The organism is Caldisericia bacterium, assembly GCA_026414995.1.
GTDB lineage: Bacteria > Caldisericota > Caldisericia > B22-G15 > B22-G15 > JAAYUH01.
On record JAOAHY010000004.1, the window covers coordinates 67,993 to 93,705 of the forward strand.

25 protein-coding genes are annotated in these 25,713 nt (G+C 24.8%); 9 read left to right on the top strand and 16 right to left on the bottom strand.

The window, feature by feature from the left end; all coding sequences use genetic code 11:
- The 3 genes from rplU to N3D74_02680 are packed head-to-tail and all read right to left on the bottom strand — an operon-like array spanning position 1 to position 1,807.
- Positions 1-318 (bottom strand): 50S ribosomal protein L21, encoded by a 318-nt coding sequence (gene rplU / locus N3D74_02670; GenBank protein MCX8095080.1) that lies wholly within the window; start codon positions 316-318, stop codon positions 1-3.
- A gap of 59 nt (positions 319-377) precedes the next feature.
- The gene (locus N3D74_02675; protein ID MCX8095081.1) at positions 378-767 is read right to left on the bottom strand and encodes a hypothetical protein; all 390 of its coding nucleotides are present in this window, start codon (positions 765-767) and stop codon (positions 378-380) included.
- Positions 764-1,807: a hypothetical protein gene (locus tag N3D74_02680; GenBank protein ID MCX8095082.1), complete on the bottom strand. Its 1,044-nt coding sequence runs from the start codon at positions 1,805-1,807 to the stop codon at positions 764-766. Before N3D74_02680 ends, N3D74_02675 begins: the two co-directional genes overlap by 4 nt.
- Before the next feature lie 16 nt (positions 1,808-1,823).
- On the opposite strand from N3D74_02680, the gene N3D74_02685 reads away from it, so the two are divergent.
- Complete coding sequence (locus tag N3D74_02685) at positions 1,824-2,147, top strand: YkgJ family cysteine cluster protein (protein ID MCX8095083.1); 324 nt, start codon at positions 1,824-1,826, stop codon at positions 2,145-2,147.
- Here N3D74_02685 and N3D74_02690 read toward each other — a convergent pair.
- The 6 genes from N3D74_02690 to N3D74_02715 form a co-directional block, all read right to left on the bottom strand.
- Positions 2,125-2,784, bottom strand: coding sequence for an HD domain-containing protein (locus tag N3D74_02690; GenBank protein ID MCX8095084.1), 660 nt, complete (start codon positions 2,782-2,784; stop codon positions 2,125-2,127). The genes N3D74_02685 and N3D74_02690 overlap by 23 nt on opposite strands.
- Positions 2,784-3,086, bottom strand: coding sequence for a DUF503 domain-containing protein (locus N3D74_02695; protein ID MCX8095085.1), 303 nt, complete (start codon positions 3,084-3,086; stop codon positions 2,784-2,786). Before N3D74_02695 ends, N3D74_02690 begins: the two co-directional genes overlap by 1 nt.
- A 1-nt stretch (position 3,087) precedes the next feature.
- Positions 3,088-4,965 carry a translation initiation factor IF-2 gene (infB, locus tag N3D74_02700; GenBank protein ID MCX8095086.1) on the bottom strand — a complete coding sequence of 626 codons (1,878 nt, stop codon included), beginning with the start codon at positions 4,963-4,965 and terminating at the stop codon, positions 3,088-3,090.
- Positions 4,943-5,239, bottom strand: coding sequence for a YlxR family protein (locus N3D74_02705; GenBank protein MCX8095087.1), 297 nt, complete (start codon positions 5,237-5,239; stop codon positions 4,943-4,945). The genes infB and N3D74_02705 overlap by 23 nt, the downstream gene beginning before the upstream one ends.
- 4 nt (positions 5,240-5,243) lie before the next feature.
- Positions 5,244-6,251, bottom strand: coding sequence for a transcription termination factor NusA (gene nusA, locus N3D74_02710; protein MCX8095088.1), 1,008 nt, complete (start codon positions 6,249-6,251; stop codon positions 5,244-5,246).
- Between the two features lie 67 nt (positions 6,252-6,318).
- Positions 6,319-7,890, bottom strand: coding sequence for a glycosyltransferase (locus tag N3D74_02715; protein ID MCX8095089.1), 1,572 nt, complete (start codon positions 7,888-7,890; stop codon positions 6,319-6,321).
- Between the two features lie 78 nt (positions 7,891-7,968).
- Here N3D74_02715 and N3D74_02720 point away from each other — a divergent pair, with 78 nt between their 5' ends.
- The 6 genes from N3D74_02720 to N3D74_02745 are packed head-to-tail and all read left to right on the top strand — an operon-like array spanning position 7,969 to position 12,379.
- Positions 7,969-8,697, top strand: coding sequence for a WecB/TagA/CpsF family glycosyltransferase (locus N3D74_02720; protein ID MCX8095090.1), 729 nt, complete (start codon positions 7,969-7,971; stop codon positions 8,695-8,697).
- Positions 8,684-9,421, top strand: coding sequence for a WecB/TagA/CpsF family glycosyltransferase (locus tag N3D74_02725; protein ID MCX8095091.1), 738 nt, complete (start codon positions 8,684-8,686; stop codon positions 9,419-9,421). Before N3D74_02720 ends, N3D74_02725 begins: the two co-directional genes overlap by 14 nt.
- Positions 9,403-10,404, top strand: a complete 1,002-nt coding sequence (locus N3D74_02730) for a polysaccharide pyruvyl transferase family protein (protein MCX8095092.1) — start codon at positions 9,403-9,405, stop codon at positions 10,402-10,404. The genes N3D74_02725 and N3D74_02730 overlap by 19 nt, the downstream gene beginning before the upstream one ends.
- The gene (locus tag N3D74_02735) at positions 10,391-11,011 is read left to right on the top strand and encodes a hypothetical protein (GenBank protein ID MCX8095093.1); all 621 of its coding nucleotides are present in this window, start codon (positions 10,391-10,393) and stop codon (positions 11,009-11,011) included. The genes N3D74_02730 and N3D74_02735 overlap by 14 nt, the downstream gene beginning before the upstream one ends.
- Positions 11,012-11,023: 12 nt before the next feature.
- The gene (gene ndk / locus N3D74_02740; GenBank protein ID MCX8095094.1) at positions 11,024-11,428 is read left to right on the top strand and encodes a nucleoside-diphosphate kinase; all 405 of its coding nucleotides are present in this window, start codon (positions 11,024-11,026) and stop codon (positions 11,426-11,428) included.
- Between the two features lie 3 nt (positions 11,429-11,431).
- Positions 11,432-12,379, top strand: coding sequence for a hypothetical protein (locus N3D74_02745; GenBank protein MCX8095095.1), 948 nt, complete (start codon positions 11,432-11,434; stop codon positions 12,377-12,379).
- A 72-nt stretch (positions 12,380-12,451) separates the two neighbouring features.
- On the opposite strand, the gene N3D74_02750 is transcribed toward N3D74_02745, so the two are convergent.
- From N3D74_02750 to N3D74_02760, 3 genes are read right to left on the bottom strand one after another with little or no spacing between them, the layout of a single operon-like run.
- A complete protein-coding gene (locus N3D74_02750; protein MCX8095096.1) occupies positions 12,452-15,391 on the bottom strand; it encodes a stalk domain-containing protein in 2,940 nt (979 codons plus the stop codon).
- Between the two features lie 15 nt (positions 15,392-15,406).
- Entirely contained in the window at positions 15,407-15,985 is a 579-nt protein-coding gene (locus N3D74_02755) for a hypothetical protein (GenBank protein ID MCX8095097.1), read from the bottom strand.
- Positions 15,986-15,988: 3 nt separating this feature from the next.
- Complete coding sequence (locus tag N3D74_02760) at positions 15,989-17,344, bottom strand: glycerate kinase (protein ID MCX8095098.1); 1,356 nt, start codon at positions 17,342-17,344, stop codon at positions 15,989-15,991.
- Positions 17,345-17,503: 159 nt separating this feature from the next.
- On the opposite strand from N3D74_02760, the gene N3D74_02765 reads away from it, so the two are divergent.
- Both N3D74_02765 and N3D74_02770 read left to right on the top strand, forming a co-directional pair.
- Entirely contained in the window at positions 17,504-18,043 is a 540-nt protein-coding gene (locus N3D74_02765) for a YbhB/YbcL family Raf kinase inhibitor-like protein (protein ID MCX8095099.1), read from the top strand.
- Positions 18,044-18,056: 13 nt separating this feature from the next.
- The gene (locus N3D74_02770) at positions 18,057-19,346 is read left to right on the top strand and encodes a carcinine hydrolase/isopenicillin-N N-acyltransferase family protein (protein MCX8095100.1); all 1,290 of its coding nucleotides are present in this window, start codon (positions 18,057-18,059) and stop codon (positions 19,344-19,346) included.
- Here the strand turns inward: N3D74_02770 and N3D74_02775 are convergent.
- The 4 genes from N3D74_02775 to glgA form a co-directional block, all read right to left on the bottom strand.
- On the bottom strand, positions 19,335-20,318 hold the full coding sequence (locus tag N3D74_02775; GenBank protein ID MCX8095101.1) for a bifunctional phosphoglucose/phosphomannose isomerase: 984 nt from the start codon (positions 20,316-20,318) through the stop codon (positions 19,335-19,337). The genes N3D74_02770 and N3D74_02775 overlap by 12 nt on opposite strands.
- A gap of 3 nt (positions 20,319-20,321) precedes the next feature.
- Positions 20,322-21,740 carry a phosphoglucomutase/phosphomannomutase family protein gene (locus tag N3D74_02780; GenBank protein ID MCX8095102.1) on the bottom strand — a complete coding sequence of 473 codons (1,419 nt, stop codon included), beginning with the start codon at positions 21,738-21,740 and terminating at the stop codon, positions 20,322-20,324.
- Positions 21,725-24,220 (bottom strand): sugar phosphate nucleotidyltransferase, encoded by a 2,496-nt coding sequence (locus tag N3D74_02785; GenBank protein ID MCX8095103.1) that lies wholly within the window; start codon positions 24,218-24,220, stop codon positions 21,725-21,727. The genes N3D74_02780 and N3D74_02785 overlap by 16 nt, the downstream gene beginning before the upstream one ends.
- Positions 24,221-24,282: 62 nt before the next feature.
- Positions 24,283-25,707, bottom strand: a complete 1,425-nt coding sequence (gene glgA, locus N3D74_02790) for a glycogen synthase GlgA (protein ID MCX8095104.1) — start codon at positions 25,705-25,707, stop codon at positions 24,283-24,285.
- Positions 25,708-25,713: the final 6 nt, after the last annotated feature.

Below are 25,713 nucleotides of genomic sequence, written 5' to 3' on the forward strand. Positions count from 1 at the left end.
TTAACCTCCTATTTCAATTTTTTCAATTTTAAGCATTGTTTTTGGTTGTCTATGTCCCAACATTCTTTTATGAGTTGTTTTTGCATGATAAAAGAAAACTTTTATCTTTTTTTCTCTTAACTGGTTAGTTATCTTACAATGAACTTTTACATTTTTAACATAGGGATTTCCAACTAAAAATTCACCATCTTTTTTAACAAAAAGAACATTATTAATAAGAATTTCACTTCCTATATCGCCTTTTATTTTTTCAACTTTAATAGAATCGTTCTCTTTAACTAGATATTGTTTTCCACCAATTTCAACTATCGCAAACACCTTATAACCTCCTAAATAAATAACTTTTTAAACTAATAATTTATAACAAAAAATTTCATTTAATTCAAGTAGTTTTGCATTTTATCATAAGTGAAACCTAATGGTTTTAAAAGTTTTTCAATATAATTTAAATTAACTTCTTTTCCTTTAAACTTTAAAAAATCTTTAATTATATCTATAAAGTTCTTTAAAAATTTATCCTTATCTTCATTGTATAACTTTTCAATAAATATTCCAAAAGTATCAGGTGCTATTTCTGTTTTTCCTCTAAATGAGAATAGTAAAAAACTAATATTGTTTAAATAATCTTCTGTTAATTTCCATAAATCAATAAGATTTAATTTTTCTAAATTTTCTTTGAAATTTTTTGATTGAAGATAATCTTTAAAACCATCTTTTATTAAATTATTAACTAAATTTGCAATTTTTTTATTTTGAATAAAACTCATATGCTTACCTCAAAATATGAATTTGAAATTTTATTAATAAACTCATTCCATTTTTCAATTGAAACAATACCACCAGTTGCTCTCTCATGCCCGAAACCTAAATCTTCTTCAATGCTTGGTTCAAGAAAATTTCTTAAAAATTCTAGAAGTGAAATATTTAATGATGTTCTCATAGAAAAACTTACTTTGTTTTTGATATATCCAAAGTTAGCACAAATAACAATATATTTATCTAGTATATTTTTCCAAATTTGGGCAATTACAGGGTGAATCAGATTTTCAGAGTTAATTTCTATTATTGCAATTTGTTTAATAAACTTTGGCTTAACTTTTTTCCACTTTTCTATATCTTTCTTAATAATCTCTTTATATATTTCAAGTTGTTTCTTATATGATGATTCAATTAACAAATCTGAAAAATTTTCAGATTCAATCAAATATTTAAATGATAATTCTATGTCAAATTCTTTTACTCTTCTTGCTGAATTAATAAGCGAAGAAACATATGAAATCTCTTTTTTCTTATAATTTTTAAACAATTCTTTAATCATTGGTGCATCAATATCTACACCATAATCACCAACTTCGCCTATTAAACCTATATAATCTTTTGGATTTAAATTAATTTTATTAAGCAAAAGATATGAGAGATATGAAGTTGATATGTAAGGTGGTGGAGGAAAACTTGAAAATAATATTCCATTATCAGGGATTCCCTCTGGTTTATGATGATCTATTAATATTATCCTTTTTATATTATCAAATTTAGTCTTATAAGAGCCTAAATCTAAAATAAATAGGAAATTTGGATTAATTTCCTTAATTCTTTTTTTTATACCTTCAGAATAACCATTTTCTCCTTTATTAGGAAATAAAATATTTATATTTTTAAAATTTAAAGAATTAAAAATTTTAAATATTATTGCACCACTAGAAACACCATCTGAATCAACATGAGTTAAAATTAAAATTTTATCTTCTTTACTTATTTCAGAAAAAACTTTTTCAAAATCTCTTGAAACTACTTCAAGATCAAGCATATATTATAATTATTATATGAAAGAGATAAAAAAGGAAGAGATTTTAAATATAAAAGAAGTTGTATCTGATGTTTGTTTATTTTGTGATGCTCCTTGCTGCAAGGAAAATTTTGTTCCTTTAACTACTGAAGAAGTCAAAAGTGGAAAGTATGAGGCAGTTTTTAATTCAATTTTTGATTTCAACACAAAGAAATTAGAAACTGGATACTTTTTAAAAAGAAAAAAAGATGGAAGTTGTATATATTTAAATGAAGTAAATTTATGCACTATATGGAGAGAAAGACCAAAAGCATGTAGAATATATGTCTGTGAAAAAATTAAAGAAGACGTGAACCATTAATATCAAGATGAAATTCACAATTTAGAACTTTTGAAGCATTTTTACACATAACCATTCTAGATAAAAATATTTCAAAGTACTCCATTGGTTTAGAGATTTCTGTATTAATGGTAAGTTCAAGTATTATTTCCTTTTTCTTTTCATTAACCCATAAAAAGGATTTTTCAACTGCATAATTTACTCTATCATGTATATCAAAATATTCTGGTTTTGTTCTAACTCTTGATCTATGAGCATCAGATTTATCTGCAAGTACCACTGCAGCAGTTATTGGATTTGAAATGTGTCCTATCTTTTCATCGTGATTACTAATTGCTTCCATAATAAGTGCTATATCTTCAGGTGGAAAGTTTAAATCTTTTAAAACATGAAATGCTATCAATGCTCCACCAATTGTATGAAAATCTCTACCAATAAAATTACCTATATCATGAAGATAAGCTGCAATTTTTGCAAGAAGTTGTTCTCTTTCTGAATATCCTAATCTTTTCAAAATATTTTCACTTATTTCTGATACAAGAGTTAAATGTCTAAATCCATGTTCAGTATAACCTAATGATTCAAGATATTTATCTGATCTTTCTATAAATGATTTAATTATTGGGTGATTTTTTACAATTTCAAACTTTTCAAGCATTAAAAGATCTCTTCAGATATTAACTCTTTATCCGTTTCAAATGAAAGTAAAACTGCATCTGGAAGATTTTGAAGAAAGTTTTCAATTTTATAAACTGTTGAGTCAAGTTCATTTTTTGATGTATTCAAGGTTATAAGGTAAATTTTTGAAAGTTCGCACTTTTCATTTTCTCTATCTTCTGCAAGAGCTACATTGAATCTATTTTTTAATTTTGTAATTACTGAACTTGTAACCCTTCTTTTATCTTTAAGAGTTCTTGCACCAGGTATGCCAATTTCAAAAATGATTAAAGCATAATACATCTTAGGACCCCTTTTCTTTTAACTCAAATAATTCAATTAAATCTCCCTCTTTTATATCTTTAACACCATCAACTTTAATACCACACTCATAACCCTCCATAACTTCTTTAACATCATCTTTAAATCTCTTTAATGAAGTTATTTTTCCTTCTCCGATTACTTTTCCTTCTCTTATTACTCTTACTGTACCATCTCTTATAATTTTTCCTTCTCTTACAATTGAACCTGCTATTATTCCTACATTACTTACATTAAAAAGTTTTTTGACTTCAGCTTTTCCAACAACAACTTCCACATATTCTGGTTTAACTAAACCCTTTACAAAATTTGAAACCCAATCTTGTAATTCATAAATCAAATCAAAAGTATAAATCTTTACTCTTGCTCTTTCTGGAAGCCTTTTTAACATAGGATTTTCTTTTGTGTTAAAACCTAAAATAATTGCATTTGAAGCAACTGCAAGTAATACATCTGATTCATTTATATTTCCTACTCCTGTATATATAAATTCTATTTTAACATCTCCAGTATCTATTGCATTTATAACGTTTTTTACTGCATCAAGAGAACCATAAGTGTCTGTTTTTAAAATAATGTGAAGTTTTTTCTCTTCTTCTAATCTTTCAAAAAGTTCATCTAAAGATATTGGTTTTTCTTTTATTGTTTCTTTTTTACTTAATTCAATTTTTTCAAGTTTTTCAAGAACTATATCTTCAGAATCATATCCGAGAAGAATTTCTCCAGGATGTGGTGTTTCTTTTAAACCTAATATTTCTATTGGAATAGTCTCATTTACTTCTCTTAAACTTTTTTGTGATTCAGTATTAATCATTCTTATTTTTCCATAAGTTTCTCCAACCATAACCCAATCACCACATTTTAAAACACCTGCTTGCAAAATTAAATTTGCAAGAGGACCCACTTTTGGATCAAGTTTTGCTTCTATAATAGTTCCTGCTGGTCTTTTTTCATCTGATCTTGAAATTTCTTCTATTTCTCCTAAAAGTAATATACTATCAAGTAAATCATTTACACCAACACCGCTTTTTGCTGATGTATTTACAAATATTGTATCTCCACCCCATTCTTCAGGAAGGAGACCATAATTTGAAAGTTGCTGTTTTACTCTTTCTGGATCTGCTCCTTCTTTATCTATTTTATTTACAGCAACTATTATAGGTACATTTGCTGCTTTTGCATGATTTAATGCTTCAATTGTTTGTTCCTTTACCCCCTCATCTGCTGCAACTACAAGAACAACGATATCTGTTACAAACGAACCTCTTACTCTCATTTCAGTAAATGCTTCATGACCTGGAGTATCAATAAATATTATTTTTTTATTTTTATAATTTATTTCTGATGCACCAATTTTTTGTGTAATTCCACCTTTTTCTCTTAATGCAATATTAGTTTTTCTTATGTAATCAAGAAGGGTTGTTTTTCCATGGTCAATATGTCCCATAACTGTTACAACTGGAGGTCTAGGTTTAAAATTTTGAGGAAGTGGAGGAATTATATCTGTAATTGGTTTTTTGAATTGATTTGCAATTCTTGCAGCAATTGGAAATGGAATTTCATCATCTATATCTTCTCTTACAATCCCCCATTTTAAAATATATGGAGTTATAATTTTAAATGATAAATTTAAATGTTTACAAAGTTCTCTTATTTTAATATTTCCTTTTACTTCTTTTTCTCTTCTTTCCCTTTCCTCTTTATCCTTCAAAACAAGTTCTTTAACAACATTTGCAGTATCTTCTTCTATTGTTGAAAGATTTCCTTTCACTTCAACACCAAGATCTTTTAAATATTTTACAAGTTCAGTTGTTGATATACCAATCTCCTTTGCTAAACTAAACACTCTGTATTTTTTCATTCTTCACCTCTTTTATATATTCAAAAAGTTCCTCTTTCATTCTAATTTTTAATTTAGAATCAATTTGATCAACTCTTAATACTTTTTCTAACCTTTTTTTAGTAAAAGCTTTATTAATACAATTTTTATCTTTACAAATATATGCACTTCTTCCAAAAATTTTATATTCATTATCTATTAAAATATTTAAATCTTTAGTTCTAACAACTCTTAAAAATTCTTTTTTTACTCTTTGTTTTTTACAAGAGATACATCTTCTTAAAATTTCTTTCATAATTTTATCTAAGTTCAATTGTGTAACCAGTAAGTTTTGAAGCAAGCTTTACATTAACTCCTTCTTTTCCAATAGCAAGAGGTATTTGATCTTGTGGAAGAATAACAATTGCCTTTTTATCAATTATTTCTACTTTTTCAACTTTTGCAGGAGAAAGTGCATATTTTATATATTCTTTAGGATCATCAGACCATCTTACAATGTCAATTTTTTCTCCTGCTAATTCTTTTGAAATACTTGTTATCCTAACTCCTTTTGCACCAATACATGCTCCAACTGGGTCAACATCGCTTTTATATGAATGTACTGCAACTTTTGCTCTTTCACCTGGTTCTCTTACAACCCCCTTTATTTCTACAATTCCATCAATAATTTCTGGTATCTCTTTTTCTAAAAGATATTTCAAAAGATTGTTATCAATTCTTGATAGAATTATATCCGGACCTTTTGGTGTTTTAACAACATCAACTATGTAAACTTTTATTTCCTTTCCAACAAAATATTCTTCTTTAGGAATTTTTAAATTTTTTGGTATTCTTCCTTCTCCTCTTTCAAATTTGACAAATATATCTGGGCCTATTATTCTAGAGACTTTACCAGTTAATACCTTTCCTACTTTATCTTTAAATTCATCATATATAGTCTCTCTCTCAAGAGCAACAATTCGTTGAATCAAGACTTGTTTAGCTACTTGCATTGCAACAAATCCGAGTTTTTCTGGAAGAATCTCTATATCTAATACTTCATCTAATACCACATCTTTTTTAATATTTTGAGCGTCTTTAAGAGAGATTTCTGTTGAATTTTGAGCGTCTTTAACTACTTTTACTCTTTTAAATATTTTAATTTCTCCTGTATCTTTATTTATATTAACTATAATATCTCCACTATTTGGAAATTTTTTTTTATAAGCAACTTTAATGGCATCTTCTAATGATGCCAAAATTTTTTCTTTTGGAATACCTTTTTGTTTCTCAAATTCTTCTATTGCTTCTATTAATTCGTTGGTCAAAACTATTCCTCCTAAAAACACTCTTAAACTATTATAGCATAAATATTTGTCTATTTTAAATTAGTTATTATATGAATTTTATGCCTAATCTTACTAAATTATTATTTATAGTGTATTTATATACTATTTGTCCCTTTCTATAAATATTTAATTCATGGATCGAAATATTAATATTATTATCAGTAAATGAATCTGGTTTAGTTAAAATTCCTAATCCACCATTACTATAATCTAATACCATAATAGGTTTATTATCAATTTTTGTAATAAAATTTAAATAAATTCTTGGATATGCTCTTCTATCATTCTCGTAACTTTTAATGATATTTAAATTGTGAATTTCCTCAATAGCATACCTTTCTGTTTTAACCCATTTTTTTATATTAAAAATTAATTTAATTATTGCCAACAAAAAACTAGGTAACCAAATATATGTATAAAATGCAAAAATTAAAATTAATATATATTTTTTAAGTAAATTAATTTTATAGAAACCGTTTATACCAGTTAAAAATATAGGTATAAATATAAATGAAAATAAAATTAAAACCAAAAATCCAACTATTGTATTAATACTGTAAAAATAATTTAAAATATAATTTTTTACATATATAACTTTAAAAAAACCAAAAATAGATAAAAAAATGCTTAAAAAGACAATAAAAATTGTAGATACAAATGTTAAATAAAATATTGAATCTAATTTTGTAAAAAATTTAGATTTTGAAAATATAATCTTTGGTATATATATCCAATTAGATAAATGACCTTGTAACCATCTGCTTCTTTGTCTTATTAAAGATAATAAATTTTCAACACCCTCCTGTTCAGTTATTATATCATCTGCATAACCTAATTTCATACCATAAGAAATAAATTTTAAACCTAATTCTAAATCTTCAGTTAATGTATATCCCCAAGGTGAATCGCCTAATTTAAGAAGAGAAGATAATTTTGTAAATTGACCATTTCCTCCCATTCCAACACTTCCCAAAATAGATCTACCTTTCTGAATTATTTGGCTAAAACCTAAAAATTCTATATCTTGCATTTTTGATAATAAATTATTATCCCTATTATAAATTCTAATCATAGTTTGAACAGCATCTATATCAAAATTTTTAAAATAATCACTTATTCTATTAAAAATATTTTGATGTGGTATAGCATCTGCATCAAAAACTCCTATAATAATGTTATTATAATTATATTTCTCATAAAAATTCTCATCTAAATTTAATGACTCTAAAAAATTGTGTCTTAATGAAAAAAGAATTTGACTTAATCCAAAATTTAAAACAGTTCCTTTGCCAGATTTGTCATTGAAACTAATTCTATCTAATAAAACTAGTCTATTATCTTTGTTTAAATACGAAAAAACAATTTCTCTTGTTCTGTCAATTGATTTATCATTTAAAATAATAATTCTAAAGTTTTGATTTTCTAATTTTAAAAAATTCTCAATGGTTCTTTTAATAACTTTTTCTTCATTTTTTGCTGGAATTAAAATAAAATAAAAATAATCATCTTGACCACTATTTAAAGGTCTCTTATATTGAAAGGATATGAGATAAAGAAATAAATAATACAATCCTATAAAAACTAAAATCAATGTAAAAATTGTTGAATTTATAATCATGTTAATATTATAAATTATTGATATAACAAATTCAATAAATGTTGAAAATTAATATTTTCTTTGTTAAACTTTTTTTAAATGAAGAAATTTTTAGGATATAATCTATATCCATTAACATTTGAAGAAACAAAAGAAAAAATAATTAGTTTCTTAAAAGAAGATAAAAAAAGGATAATTACACCAATTAATCCTGAAAAAATTGTTAGAAGTCTAAATGATAATAAATTGAAAGAAATATTAGAAAATTCAGATTTACTTTTACCTGATGGATATGGAATTGTTATAGCATCTAAAATTCTTGGAATTGGAATTAAGGAGAGAATTACAGGTATAGATATGTTTGAAGCGCTTATTGAATATGGAGATAAAGCAAATCTTTCAATATATTTTTTAGGCGCAAAGGATGAAAGTGTTAAAGGTGTTGTTGAAAGAGTAAAAAAAGAGTATAGAGGAGTTAAAATTGTAGGTTATCATAATGGTTTTTTTAATACTTCAGATGAAGTTATAAATGATATGAGAAATAAAAAAATAGATTTTTTATTTGTAGCAATGGGGAGTCCTAAACAAGAATATTTTATATATGATAATCTTAAATATATAGATGCAAAAGTTTTTATGGGAGTTGGTGGAAGTTTTGATGTTTTTTCTGGAAAAATAAAGAGAGCACCAAAATTAATTAGAAAATTGGGTCTGGAATGGTTTTATAGATTTTTACTAGAGCCAAAAAAAAGATTTCCAAGAGTTTTACTCCTCATTAAGTTTATTTTTATAGTTCTAAAGGAGAAATTTAAAATTGGAAAAAGTTGACATACTTGGTATCAAAATTGATAATCTAACTCACGAAGAGGCACTTCAAAAATTAGTCCAATTTATAGAAGAAAAAAAATTTCACCTAGTATTTACAATAAATTCTGAAAATGCAACTAAAGTTTTAGAGAATAAGAATTTTTTTGAGGTAATAAAAAATGCAGATTTAATAATTCCAGATGGTATTGGCATAATTTTAGCATCGAAAATATTAAAAAATCCACTTAAAGAAAGAATACCCGGAATAGATATCTCTTTTAAATTAATGGAAATTGCTAATAAAAAGGGTTATAAAATAGTTTTAATTGGAGGAAAAGAAGGTATTAGTGAAAAGGCCAAAGAAAATTTAAAGAGATTTTTTAATAATTTAAATATTGTTAAAACTTATAATGGATATTTTAATGAATATGAGGAAGAAAAAATTCTATCAGAAATTAAAGATATAAATCCTGATATATTACTGGTAGGAATGGGTTCTGAAAAACAAGAGCTTTGGATTTGGAAACATAAAGATGTTTTTAAAAATGTAGGAGTATGTATAGGAGTTGGTGGTACACTCGACATTTGGGCAGGAGAAAAAAAGAGAGCACCAAAATTTATTCAAAAAATGGGTCTTGAGTGGTTGTACAGAGTTCTTATTGAGCCAAAAAGAATATTTAGGATTTTTAAAATTTTTAGATTTATATATAAACTATTTATTGAAAGATGGAAAAAATCCTTTTAGGTGGGTATTTTGGTTTCGAAAACATTGGTGATGATGCAATTTTACTTTCAGAAATTTCTTTTTTAAAAAAAGAGGGTTTTAAACCTATAATATTGACAAATAAAGGAAGATCAATTTTTAATGAAGAAGCAATAGATAGATATAATTTTTTCAAAATTTTTAAAATTAAAAATGAGTTTAAATTTTTTATTCTTGGCGGAGGAGGTCTTTTTCAAGATAAAACAAGTTTTAGAAGTTTAGCTTATTACATATTTTTAATTAAATATATGAAACTTTTAGGTAAAAAAGTTATTCTTTTAAATGTAGGCATTGGGCCTATTATAAGAAATATCTCTAAAAAACTATTATATAATGTGTTAAAAAATTGTGATCTTATTTTTTTAAGAGATTCATATTCATTTGAATTTTTTAAAAATTTAAATAATAAATTTTTAAGTAGTGATTCTACTTTTTATTTTGATATTGATGAAGTTGAAAAGGAAAATAAAATAGGTATTTCTATAAGATATTTTGATAAATTAGATTTAAATAAAATTGAAAATTTCTTAAAAATCATAATAAAAAAAGTTAATCTTGAAGTTGAATTTATTGTCTTTTCAAAAGAGGAAATTGAAATAGCAAGAAAACTAAATTTAAATTATTTTTATTCTAATGATCCTATTAAAATAATTGAAAGAATTGGTAAATTGAAATTTTTAATAGGAACAAGATATCACTCAATTATATTTTCAATTTTAACAGAAACTCCTTTTATTGCTTTAGTATATGATATTAAAGTTAAAAACATAGTTAAAGAAATTGGGTTAAATAATTTAATTTTCCCTGAAGATGAATTAGAAACTTGGAGTACTATTTTTTCTGAAAATTTTAAAAAATTAGAAGATTTAAAAAATATTTTAAAGGAGAAAAAGAGAGAATTAAAAGAAAGATTAAATTTTTCATTTAAGAAAACAGTTGAATTTATTAAAAATGATTATTTTTAACTTTTTTCCATTTATTTTCATAAATGAATGTATATATTGTGGTAAAGAGTATGAAGGAACAATATGCTCAGATTGTAGAAAAAAACTTTTTGTAAGAGGAGTTAGTAGAACACAACTTGGAAATAAACTTTATTTTCTTACTATTTATAATAAAAATGGTGAGATTTTAGTTGATTATTTGAAAAATAAAAAATTTTTATCAATAACAAAATATCTTATTGAAGAAACACTTTTTTTAATAAAAGAAGATTTTGATTATATAACTACAATCCCCTCTCTTAATTTTTTATCATATATTCCTGAACATCTTGAGATATTTTCTAAGGAACTTGCAAAAAAGAAAAAAATTAAATTTATTGAGTTTATAGCAAAAAATAAAAAGATTAAAAGTCAAACAATTCTTCCAATAAATGAAAGATATTTAAATCCTAAAGATGCCTTTGTTCTAAGAAGAGATTATAAAAATTTAATAAATAGAAGTAAAATTCTTTTAATAGACGATGTTTATACCACAGGCTCTACTTTAAGAGAATGTGAAAAATTAATAATGAATCATGGAGGAGAAATAGTATCGCTTGTTATTTCAAAAGCAATTTTAAATTATTAAGGAGGGTATTAAATGGAAAGAACACTTTTAATTTTAAAACCAGATGCTTTTAAGAGAGGTCTTGTTGGTGAAATAATTAAGAGAATTGAAATGAAAGGTTTCAAAATTGTTAATATGAAATTTGAAATTCTTTCAAAAAATAAAGCTGAAAAACTATATAAAATTCACAAAGAAAAAGATTTTTTTGAAAGTTTGATAAAATTTATGACCTCTGGTCCTATACTTGCAATTGAGGTAGAAGGTGAAAATGCTATATTAATTATGAGAAAACTTATTGGAGCCACAAAACCAGAAGATAGGGAAATGGGGTCAATTAGAGGTGATTTGGCACTTGGACTTACTGAAAATTTGGTTCACGCATCAGATTCAAAAGAAAATTTTGAATATGAAAGAGAGGTTATCTTTGGGAGAGAATGACACATGTCAAATTTTAAAGATATAATGGAAAAACTATTTTCATTATATAGAGACGGAAAATATGAAGATGCTTTAAATTTAATACAAGAAAATAAAAAGAATTATTTAAAATATCTTTCAAGATTATTTTATTATGAAGCATGTTTTTTGAGTGTTTTAAATAAAAAAGATGAAGCTATAAAAATTTTAAATGACGCAATAAATTCTGGTTTCTGGTGGTCGGTTACTACATTAAACTATGAAAAAGATTTTGATTCAATTAGAGATAGTATTGAATTTAAAGAAATCATAGAAAAAATTAAAAAAATAGAAGATAATGAAAATAGATTAATCAAAAGAGAATATCTAATTTTTGAACCGATTGATCTTGATAAAAATAAAATTTATCCAATTATTATTTCACTTCATCCAAGAGATTCAAACATTTATGATTTTTCAAAATATTTTGAAATTGAAAACTTAAAGAAAAATTATTTTTTACTTTTTCCTCAATCTCCAATAAAAACATCTTTTGATGGATATTCTTGGGATAAATCTGAAATATGTTACAAAGAAGTTATTCAAATATTTGATGAAGTTTTAGAAAAATTTAAAAAAATAAACAAAAATGAAATAATTATTTCAGGTGCTTCTCAAGGAGCAAGAATTTCACTTGAAATTTATTTAAAAAAATTAATTGATATAAAAGGTTGGATTGGTATAATTCCAGCATTCAGAGATATAAATTATCTTTTACCAATTCTTGATTCAATCAATAAAAAGAAATTTAAATTTTCTTTTATAGTGGGCAAAAAAGATAATTTCTTTAGAATTGCAAATGAATTAAACAAAGAATTAATTAATAGAGGTTTTAAGACTTTATTTATTGAGAATGAAAATTTAGGACACTCAATCCCAAAAAATTTTGAAGAAGAATTAATCAAGTGCATAAATTTTATTCTAAAAGATTAATTAAAAAAACTTTAAGTTTTGGATATTAATATACTCTTAACTTAACTTTTTTCTTTTCATATATTATCTTATTTATTTGGGATATAAAATTGTAATTTTCTTTTCTTTTTCATCCCACAAAACACTTGCACCAAGAGATTCTGAAACAACTCTAATCGGGACAAAAACTCTTCCAGGAGGAAGTAAAAGTGGAGGTGAGTCCATCATAAATAGAACTGAATTTACATAATAATTTAATTTATTAACCCACATTGTTAAAGAGGTGTCATATAGAGTTATCATAACCTTTTTTTCATTTCCATCCCAAATAACTGTACCACCAATTGATTCTGAAATGAATCTTAAAGGAACATAGGTTCTTCCATTTCTTATAAATGGTGCTGTATCAAGTTTAATTTCTTTTCCATTAACAAAAGAAGTTATCTTTCCTATAAAAAGAAAAATTTCTTTCTTTTCAATTCTATAAACTACTCTTGTTGCTCTTATCTCATTTCCTGCTAAATCGACTGCTTTAATTTCAAATTTGTTATAACCAGGTGTTAATGGAAAATCTTTAAAGAAAGTGCCATCTTCTCTAAGCTTTACTTCAACTCCATTTATAAAAACTTTTGCATCTCCCTCAGTTCTACCTGAAACTGTAAAAGTTTGAGTTGTTACTTTATATATAGAAGGAACATTAAGCGTTAAAGTTGGAGGAGTTGTATCTCTTATTATTTTTATCAAGGTATCTTTTCTATTTCCAGCCTTATCAATTGCAGTAAATTTAAAATTATTTTCTCCTTCGTTTAATTTAACAAAAACTTTAAATGAACCATCCTCATTTAATTCTACATCTTTTCCATCTAATAAAATTCTTGCACCAATTTCTGTTTTTCCTTCAATAAAAAATTCTATTTTATTTGTAATTAAATTATTTTCAATATTAAAAATAATTTCTGGCGGAATAGTGTCTTTTTTAATTGAAAATTTAATCTCTATTTCTTTATAATCATCAAATGAGTAAATTTTTATTTTATCAATAATTTTATCACCTTCATTAAAAATAGAAGTGTCTATTAATCCTTCAATTTCTTCTTTTCCATCGAATTGATATTTATCAAGTTTTATATATTCTGGAGAAACCAATATCCCCTTACCTTGGATTGTAAATTTGAATTTTAATATCTCTCCTTTTTCAATTTCTCCAAAATCGAATTTATTTTGATTTAATTCAATTTGAGAAAATTTGATTACTTGAATTCTATGATTAAATGTATCAGTAATATAAATAGTTCTATCTTTAACTAAAATTCCTTCTGGTTTTAAAAATTTTCCTATATCTTTTTTATAAAAATTCTCATCAAAATTTTGTGTTATAAATCTTAAAAAAGGACCTCCTTGCTCTCCAAATGATCTAGTATAAACACCGTCAAAAGTAAAGAAATCCAGTCTACCTCCTTCATTTAAAACAACCAATTCATTTTCACTATATCTTGCGATAGAGACAGGATAAGATAAAATTTCTTTTCCAAAACTCTTTATAAATTTTCCGCTTTTATCAAAAATATGGACTCTGTTTCCAAAAGTATCACAAACATAAATTCTATAAACATCATCAAGAACAGTTATTCCTCTTGGACCATATCCAGATATACCATATTTATCAAGAGTTAAAGAGGAGGTTTTTGTAAATTGACCATCGCCTGATCCAATTCCTCCAAATTTAAATTTAAATTTACCATTTTCATCAAAAACTTGAACCCTTGCGTTAAAATCTGTTACATAAGACCAATTATCACTCCCAATTGCAATTGAAAGAGGATACATAAACTCTCCATCTGCTCCACCCATTCTTCCAAATGACCATAAATATTTACCATCTTTATCATATACTTCAACAACATGACTTCCTGTATCTAAAACAAAAATTTCATCTTTACTATTTACCGCAATACCTAATGGATATTGAATTTTCCCAGGTGCTGCACCAAAAGAGGAAAAAGATTTTATAAATTTTCCATTTTTATCAAAAAGTGAAATTGTTGATGTTCCAGAATTTGCAACAACAAGAGTTCCATCTCTTAGCATAGCGATACTTTGAGGAAAATAAACAGGAGATTTGATATCATCTCCTATTTTATTTATTACATTTCCTTCTAAATCAAGGATATAAATTTTTTCATCCTGAGAATTATATAAAATCATATAATTTTCAAATTTCTCAATACATTCAAGTTTTCCAAAATTATCTTTAACTTTTTTAATGAATTCTCCGTTTTTATTAAAAATTTGAATTCTTCCATTAGATTTTTCAACAATCCACAAATTTCCATTTTTGTCAAATGTAAAAGAGGTTGGAGAATAGAGTTTACCATCATCTAGACCCGGTGTTCCAAAATCATAAAGATAATTTCCATTAAGATTAAAAACTTGAACCCTTGAATTTCCAGAATCGAGAACATAAACTTTATCTTCATAAGTTATAATATCTAGAGGTGCTTTAAACTCTTTTTTACCACTTCCGCTCTTACCTATAATCATTTTCAATTCGTTATCAATTGAAAAAACTTTAACTGTATCATCTCTTCTATCTGTTATCCAGAGGTTAAAATTTGAATCCATCGCAATTGATGTTGGTAACATTTTAGGATATTCAATAAAGAAACCAGCAAATTCACCATTATGTCTAAAAACTTTTACTTTACCTGAATTAAGATCGCATACATATATAAAATCTTCATCAACTAAAAGAGAAGATGGATTAAGAAATGTATTTAATGAGTCTCCAAAACCACCAAAACTAAGTAGAAGATTGAAATTTCTATCAAAAATTAGTACTCTAAAATGCATTGAATCAAGAACAAAAAATTTCTCATTGAAATATTTTATATCTCTAACTGTATAAAAATTTTTATTAAGAGGTCCATACCCAAAAACACTTATATTATCTTGTGAAAATGAGGTTTGAATTTCTCTTATCACAAAAATTAGTATTAATAATAGAATAATTAAAACTAATAATATTTTTCTCATATCTTTATTTTAACATTAAATTATTTCTTCAAATGGATTAATAAATTCTTCTTTTTTCTTTGCAATTATTACATAAACCGAAAGTTCTCTTCCTGCATAAGTTTTTTCATAAAATGGTTTTTTAAACCCTATTTTTTCAAGAATTCCTATTGTTTCATTTATATCTGCTTTATGAAGTAGTTTTATCTTAAACTCTTCAAGTAATTTCATTTCTTTATCAAAAAGAAGATACAGCTTTCCTTCGTCTTTTAAAAATTTATAAGTTAAAGATAAATCTTCTAATATATCCCTTTTTCTCAAATCGATTGAAACCCAAATTATAAAGTCAAGAACTTCTTTTTTGATGTTATAGTATGATTTTTTTGTTATTGAAATTATGTTTTTTTGAAATCCAAACTCTCTAACTTTTTCTTTTAAATCTTTTATAAAATTAGTCAAAACTAAAATTTTTCCATCATAAACTTCTTCAGCAAGATCAAATAAAGAAACATAATCATTAGTATCAATTATTAAAATTTTTGAATCTTTATTAAATTTTTCTTTTTTTAAAAATATATTCTCTATTGTTTCATGACTATTAAATTTTAGATTCATAACTTATAAAATTAATGCAATCCCGATATCCATTACATTATTTCCTGTTGATCCTGTAATTATTAAATCATTTAGATTTTTAAAAAAATTGTATGAATCATTATTTTCTAAAAATTTATTATAATCGAGATTCAATAATTCTCCTCTATTTAATGTATCACCATCAACAATTGCTCCTGCTGCATCTGTTACCCCATCAATTCCATCTGTGCCAAAAGATAAAAATAAAATATCTTTATTTTTTATATATTTTGAAATTATGAGAGATAATTCTTGATTTCTCCCCCCTTTTCCAAATCCTTTTACAAAAACAGTTGTTTCACCACCAAAAATTAACGCAGCTGGTTTTTTAATATTAATTTTATTTTCATAAATATCAAGAATAATTCCACCAATAACCTTGCTTACTTCTTTAATATCTCCCTGAATTCTTGAACCTAAATATAAAGTTGAATATCCTTTACTATAAAAAAATTCAATTAAATTTTTACATGCTTCATAATTTGAAGAAATAATAAAATTTTTAACTCTCTCTTTTGGAAAATCCTTTTCTTTTAAAGTTTCTTCGATTTCATTTCTAATTCCTTTATTTATAATTTCAACAACACTTACTGGAACTTTATTAATTAAATCATATTTTTTTAGAATATTTAATGCATCTAAAAAGGTTGAATTATCAAAATATGTTGGACCAGATGCAATAACACTCAAGTCATCTCCTATTACATCTGAAATTATTAATGAATAAACCTTTCCTTTTAAGTATTTTAATAATTTTCCTCCCTTTATTTCTGAAATGTGCTTTCTAATAGTATTAATCTCTTCAATTGAAAGCCCTGTTTTTAACATTAATTTTGTTAATTCTATTAAATCATTTAAAGAGATTAAAGAATGTTCAACAAGAGAAGACCCACCACCTGAAATCATAATTAAAACTAAATCATTTTCTTGAATTTCTTTTGAAAATTTTATTAATTTTTTCCCAGCATAAATACTATTTTCACTTGGATATGGATGATCTCCTTTTATATATTCAATATTTCTTGGAAAATTTGAATAGTCAATATTACTAACAACTATTCCTTTATATATATCCAATTTAGATAAAACTCCTTTTGTCATCTTAATTGCTGCTTTACCGAAAGAAATTAAAAAATTTCTATTAAAATTTTTTAAATCTATATCTTCAAACAAAATTTTTAATTTATTACCATTTTTTATTAAACACTCTTTCACTTTATTTTCAGGATCAATTTTTTCTAATATATATTCAATTGATTTTAACGCATCTAATCTTAATTTTCTAAATTTTCCTTTGCCATTCAAAACAATTTCACTAAGATTATCTATTTTTTTCATAAATAAAATTTTAACAAATTATTAATATAATAAATTATTTTTAATTTTATACTATCATAATAAAATTTTACAATTAATGAAAATATATATTAAATTATTAAAATATTTTTTTGAGAAATTATTGTAAATAAGATAAAATATGAATTAAGGGAGAAATTTATGAAAAAATATCTTTTATTAACAATTATTTTAATAATAATTTTATTTGGATGCTCTAAAAAAGCTCAAAAGGAGTACATAAAAATTTTTTTAACAAGTGGAGTTATAAAAGAAAATAATTTAATACCAAAAGATTATACATGTGAAGGTAAAGATATTTCGCCTCAATTAGAATGGAGTAATGTTCCAAATGGAACTGTGTCATTCTGCTTAATTATGGATGATCCAGATGCTCCTGGTGGAGTTTTTACTCACTGGATAATATTTAATATCCCATCCACTTATAAATCTTTACCAGAAAATTTTCCAAAAATACCTGAATTTGAAAATGGAATAAAACAAGGAAAAAATGATTTTAATAAAATTGGATATAATGGACCTTGTCCACCAATCGGTTCAACTCATCAATATAGATTTACAATTTATGCTATAGATAAAATGTTAAATTTAGAAAGTGGCGTTAAAGTAGAAGAAGTGATGAAAGAAATTGAAAATCATATCTTGGGGAAGGGAGAATTCGTTTGTATATTTTCTCGTTAAAAGAGGTGATATTATGTGTGATACATTTGTCATTTTAGGAAAGAGAACTTTAAGTGGCTTTACAATTTTTGGAAAAAACTCAGATAGAGACCCAAATGAAGTACAAATCTTTACACTTATAAATAATAGAGGAATTTCAAAGGAAAATATTAAAACAACTTATATTGAAATTGAACCATATGAAGTAAAATTTAGAATTTTTCTTTCAAAGCCAACTTGGCTTTGGGGCGGAGAGATGGGAATAAATGAATGTGGAGTTTCAATTGGTAATGAAGCAGTGTTTACAAAGATAAAATATAAAGATATTGGACTTACTGGTATGGATATGATAAGAATTGCTCTTGAAACAAGTGGAACTTCTTTTGAGGCTGTTCAGAAAATCATTGAATTGAATGAAAAATATGGACAAGGTGGAAATTGTGGTTATGAAAAGAAAATTAAATATCATAATTCTTTTTTAATTTCAGATTCAAAAGATGCATATGTTCTTGAACTTGTTGATAAATATTACGCTTATAAAAAAATTGATGAATATTATAATATTAGCAATAAATTATCAATAGGTAAGGATTTTGATGGAATACATCCAGATTTAAAAAATGGTATAAATTTTGAAAAGTACTTTTCAAATAAGCTTTATACAATTTTAAGTGGTGCTATAGAAAGAGAAAAAAGAGGAAAATATCTTTTAGAAAAAGAAAAAAAACATTCAAGAGAAACTTTTATAAAAATTCTTTCTGATAGAGGAACAAAAAAGATTGCATCAATGAAAAATATATGTATGAATGCTGGAGGAGGTTTAATTTCAAGCCAGACAACATCTTCAATGATAGTTGAATATGGAAAGAAAAACATAATTTGGTTTACAATGAGCCCAAATCCAGAAATTTCACTTTTTAAACCAACTTTCTTTACAGATGACAATCCTCTTGATTATAAAAACGAAAAAAAATTAATTAAAATTTGGAAATTAAATAATTTATTTTTTAGAAAATATATTGAAAATTTTGAAGAAAATGAGTTAAAAATAAGATCTCTGAAATATGAGTATCAGAATAAAATATTTGAATTGCTTAAAGATATAGATTTAGAAAAATTAAAAGATTATGAGTTAAATAAAATAACAGAAAAAAGTATGGAATTTGAAAATGAATATAGAGAAAGAGGAATAAAGGAAATGGAAACCACAAAAAAGAAGAAATATTTCTATTTTACAAATTATTGGGATAAAGAAAATAAAAAATTAATTCAAAAAGAAAATGATTTGGATTTAAAAAATTTATATAAAAAACTACTCTTTTAATTTTCTTTTTAATTCATCTATTATTTTTACAGGGAGAGGTTCAATCCCTTTTAATAATGCTAATTTAATTGAAATATAATCTCCTAATGGAATTAAAGAATATAAATTAAAAAGTGGCTTTTCACCAAAAGATAAAAATTCTAAAACATTCCATCCTCTTTTTTTAAGTAATTCAACTGATATATCTATCCTCTTTTTCATTTGAGATATATCTAATTGATCTCTTAAAATTATAAAAATTAATTTATCTTTAAATTCTTTACAATCCCAAAAAACAGATTCATTATGATTTAATTCTGGGAAAGATAAATTATATGAAATATATTTTGAATTCTCGTTAATTTCTTGTTTCCATCTTAATGCAACAGGTGTTAAAGAATTTGAAGAGTAAATAATAGGTATTTTTTCTTTAATCAAATCTGAAATTCTATCACCTTCATTATCATTTTCTTTAAATTTTTCATAAAGAGAATTTATTTTATCAAAAAATTCATCTTCACCAAGATCTTCTTCTAAAAATAGTTTAAGAATAAAATAAACTGGATAAAACAAATATGGAAAAGCCATTCTAGGTGGATATGATGATGGAATTTTATAGGTCAAATATCTTTTTTCTGATAGTTCAAAAAGTTCACCATTAGAAGTAATAGAAATAATTTTTGCTCCCTTTTTTTCTCCTTCATAAAAATTTGAAAGAGTTTCTTCTGTATTTCCTGAATAAGATATCAAAAAAAGAAGTGTTTTGTTTGATATAAATTTAGGAAGTTTATAATCTTTGTTTATTATGATTGGTATCTTAATATAATCTTTGAAAAGATAGTAAATAAAATCTCCTGTAAAACCAGAGCCACCCATTCCAGATATAACTATATTCTCAACATCTTTTATCAGATTAAAATCTATTTTCTTTTCAAGCGTTAAACTTCTTGATAATTTAAAGTCAAGAGGAAATTTAAAGAAAAGATCAAACATATTTCACCTCACAATTGAGTTAATGAAATTTAAAATTTGCGAATTTAGATAATCAAATAGAGATTTATCTTGAGTTTCAAAATATACTCTTACAACATCTTCTGTGCCAGAAATTCTAAACAATATATATGTAAAATCACCTTCTAAATTTAATAACAGTCCATCTTTTTTATCAATATTTTTTATTTTTAAATTGAAAATAGAAGTTTCATTGAAATTATCAATGTAATTTTTCACTATTTCTCTCTCTTCTTTTTTAAATCTTAAATCTAATCTTTTTGTATAAAATTTTCCAAATTTTTTATATAACTCATCAATAAGTTCTTTAGGCGAGGAATTTTCTTTTTCACATATTTGAAGAACTAATAAATCTGCTAAAATTCCATCTTTTTCTGGAAGCCAACCTTTAATTGATAAACCTCCACTTTCCTCTCCTCCTATATAAATTTTTCCATCTCTTATAAGCATACCTATAAATTTGAATCCTACAGGTGTTTCAAAAACTTCAATATTGTAATAATTTGCTATTTTATCTATTAATCTTGTTGTTGAAATAGTTCTTCCAATACCTTCTTTTTTACCTTTTCCAAGATAATATGATAATAGTGATAAAACTTCATTTGGTGTTATAAATGTTCCATCAGATGATATAATACCAAATCTATCAGCATCACCATCAAGTGCAAGACCTAAAAAAGCATTTTTATTAATAACTTCATTTTTCAAATGAGATAAAAACTCTTCGTAAGGAACTGGTTCCAAACCACCAAAAAGAGGATCATGATTGTTGTGAATTATAAAAACATTATTAGAAAAATTCTCAAATATTTTATTAAAATATCTTATTCCAGTTCCAAACATCGGGTCAAGAATTATTTTGTGATTAAGTTCTAATTTATAAGGAAGAATTTTTAATAAATCTTCTATATAATCAATAAATGGATCAATTATTTCAATCAATCCTTTATTCACATAATAATCAAAATCTTCTTTTACTTCTTCCTCAGTTTCTTTGTTTAAAAAATCTTCAATTTTTTTAGTAACCTCTGGTTCAGCAGGACCTCCCCAAGAAGGTGAAAATTTAATCCCTGAATAATAATATGGATTATGAGATGCAGTTATATTTACTCCACCTGATGTTTTGTATTTTAAAATTGTATAAGAAATTACAGGTGTAGGAGATGGTTCTTTTAAAAATAAAACTTTTACATTACTTTGAGCAAAAATTTTAGAGACCTCTTTTGCAAACTCTTTTGATAAAAATCTTGTATCATAACCTACAACGATTCCTTTATCAAATATATTTTCATCTAGTAAATAATCTTTTATTCCCCTTGAAACTTTTCTAATATTTCCAAAAGTAAAATCATCTGCTATAACTCCTCGCCAGCCAGATGTTCCAAATTTTATTCTATTATCCATGATTTAATCTCCTTTTCTTCTTCCTCAAGTTTTTTTATTTCTTTATCTTTTGAAGTAAAAGATGAATAAATATGAATTACTGGTCTATCACTATCTGGTAAAATAAAAACAAAGCCATCATCATAAAGAATTTTTACTCCTTCAACTGTGTTTGGATCAAAAACTTTAGTTTCGGATAATTTTCTCATTACTGTTCCTTTTTTATCAAAAGGACAACTTATCTCTATATGGCTAGGATCTAATAAAGGTGTGTCTTCTTTAATCTTAGAGAGAGGAATTCCTACTTTTGAAAGAAGTTCCACAAGTTTTCCTATAGCAAACATACCATCAAAATATGGCACTTCTTTAACAAATATAAAACCACCAACAAGATCTGCACCAAAATCTGAATTAAGAGAATCTCTTATGATATTTCTTGATATTGTTGAAGTAAAGTTAATTTTCACTCCTTTTTCATTTAAAAATTGTATAAGTTCATAAGATGCATTGACAGGTATAGATACAGAAAGATTTTTATATTCAAAAAGAAGAAGTTTAATAAAGCATGCAACAAGTCTTGTGTTAGACATAATTTCACCACTATCATCAACTACAAATATTTTTTCACCATTTGCATCAATTAAAACACCAAAATGATTTTTTACTGATTTAACCATCATTGATAATGTATTTAACGCTTCTTTAAATTCCTGAAAACTTCTAACTGATTTTCTTCCATCCATAAATGCATTTAAAGAAAATATATCAATATCGAAATCGCCTAATATGTTTGGAAGATACATAACTGTTGAGCCAAAAGAGTAATCAATTGTAAATTTAAGATTAGCACTTTTAATTGTTTTTAAATCAAAAGATTTTGTAAAGAAGTTTTTATAAGTTTCAAGAATTCTAGTTGGTATATCAATTGTTCCTATTTCCTCAATAGTTGCTCTGTAAAATTCTTCTCTAAAAAATATCCTTTCAATATTTTGTTCGTTGGAAATTGAAAGATCAAAACCTTCTTTATCAAAAAATTTGATGTTTGTAAGATGTGGATCAAATGGAGACCTTTTAACGTGCACTCCACCTGATCCTCCAATTGTTCTTAATGAAAATCTTAAAATTGGCACTGGTACAGCTCTTAAATCTTGCACATCAACTCCTGCAGAAATTAATCCTGCAATCATTGCTCTTTTTAGCATTCTTGATGATTTATCAACATCTCTACCTGTAAAAACAGTAGCTCCCTTACCAAGAACTGTACCATAAGCACAACCAAGTTTTGCAGCAAATTCTGGAGTTACCTCAACATTATTTGCTCCTATTATTCCATATGATCCAAAGAGAGAAGTTGTCCATGCCTTACCCCAAACTAAACTATGTGTAACAACAGAATTATCTTCAACAATCTTTGAAGGCCAAATATAAACTCCTTTTTTAATTATCACATTCTTTCCAATTTCACAATCATCTGAAATTATATTATCTCCTTCTAACAGCGAGTCTTCTTTTATACTAACTTTTTTACATATTATTGAATCAAATATTTTACTTCCTTTTTGAATGACACTACCACTCCAAATTATTGAATTATTTATTTCTACTTTATCTTCGATTAATACATCATCTCCAATGAATGAATTGAAAATTCTTGCATCATGAATTTTAACATTTTTGCCTAAAACTACAGTTCCTAATAAATTTTTTAAATTTTTAATTTCGCAACCGCTTTCATGCCATATATCAGAACCAATTCTTAAAACTCTCTCACCTTCAATTTCAATTTCAACCATTCCTTTTATGATCTCATCATGAGCAATTTTATATTCCCTAACATTTCCTATATCTTTCCAATATCCATTTGATATAAAACCATATAGAGGGATACTCTTTTTAAGAATAATAGGAAAGAGATTTTTTGAAAAGTCAAACTCTTTTCTTTCTGGTACAAATTCAAATATATCAGGAGATAAAACATAAATTCCTGTGTTAATTGTATCTGAAAATACTTCCCCCCAAGATGGTTTTTCAAGGAATCTAACGATTCTTCCTTCATCATTTGTTATAACTATTCCAAATTGAAGAGGATTTATTGCTCTTGTTAATGTTATTGTAGCAATTGCTTTTTTATTGAAATGATATTCTATAATTTCGCTTAAATTAAAATCAGTTAATACATCTCCAGAAATAACAATAAAATCTTCTTTGAGATACTTTTTTGCAAGGTTTACTGCTCCACATGTGCCTAAATCTTCATCTGAAATAATATAATTTATGTTCACACCAAAATCTTTTCCATCCTTAAAATAATCTTTTATAATTTCTGGTTGATGATAAAGAATAACAATAAGATCTTTTATATTGTGTTTTTTTAATAATTTAACAATATGTAATAAAATGGGTTTATTTGCAATAGGAACCATAGGTTTTGGAATATTAATAGTTAAAGGTCTTAATCTTGTACCAAAACCACCTGCTAAAATAACACCTTTCATACTCATAGATTTAATACTCCCTCAAATTTCAATTTAACATATAATCAATTTTTTATCAATTATAAAAGTTATTTTAAAATTAAATTTTCATATAAATTCTTATATTCTAAAGATGAACTTTCCCAGGAATAATCTGAATTCATACCAATTTTAATTATTTTTAATAATTTATCTTTTTGATTGTAAGTTTTTTGTGCTCTTTTAATAGCATTTAAAAATTCATATTCATCATATTCATAAAACACAAAACCATTTCCACAATTAACCCTTTCATTAAATTCTATAATTGTGTCTTTTAAACCACCGATACCTCTAACTATTGGAACTGCTCCATATCTTAACGAAATCATCTGAGATAAACCACATGGTTCAAATTTTGAAGGCATAAGAAAGAAATCACTTGAAGCATAAAGTAAGTGCGATAAAGGTTCATCAAATTTATTTAGAAATAAAAATTTATCTTTATATAATGAACTTAATTCAAATAATTTTTTTTCATATTCTTTATCTCCAACACCTAATATTATTAAGTATAAATCAAGTTTCATTAAATCATCAAAAATGTTTATTAAAAGATCAACACCCTTTTGATCGGTAATTCTTGTTATCATTGTATATAATGGTAAATCAATATTAAAATTTAAATTTAAATTCTTATAAAGATTTAATTTATTAATTTTTTTGTTTTCAATTGATAGGGAATTATAATTAGCATAAATATATTTATCAGTTTCTGGATTCCAGAATTCATAATCTATTCCATTTAAAATACCAAAAATTTTATCTCTTTTTAATCTTAAGATTCCATCTAAACCAAAACCAAATTCTTCTTTTTGAATTTCTTTTGAATATGTCGGTGAAACAGTAGTTATTAAATCTGAAAAGAGAATCCCACCTTTTAATATATTGATTTTTCCATAAAATTCTAAAAAATCTATTGAAAAGAGGTTTTCTGGTAAGCCAAGTTCAAAAAGAGACTCTTTTTCAAAAATACCTTGATATGCTAAATTATGTATTGTTAAAATAGTTTTAAAGTTAAAATTAAATATTTTATTATAAATTTGAATAAAAGATGCTTGCCAATCATGTGTATGAATAATATCTGACTTAACATAATCTTTTATAAATTTTAGAGATGCAAGTGAAAAAAGTCCAAATCGTAAATAATTATCTTTATAATCAATATTATTTTCATTGTAAATACCATCTCTTAAGAAAAATTGGTCATTTTCAATAAAATATGTATCAAATATAAAATTTTCTTTGTCTATATAAACTTTAAAATCATAAATTTTATCATTAATATTAATATTGATATTATTTATATATTCTAAATTTAAATTTTTTTCTTTTATTGCCTTATAAAAAGGTAAAATAAGAGTTACATCAACTCCTAACCTTTTAAGATATTTTGGTAGTGAACCTGCAACATCAGCAAGGCCACCTGTTTTAATATATGGAACTGCTTCAGATACAACAAAGGTTATTTTCATTAAATC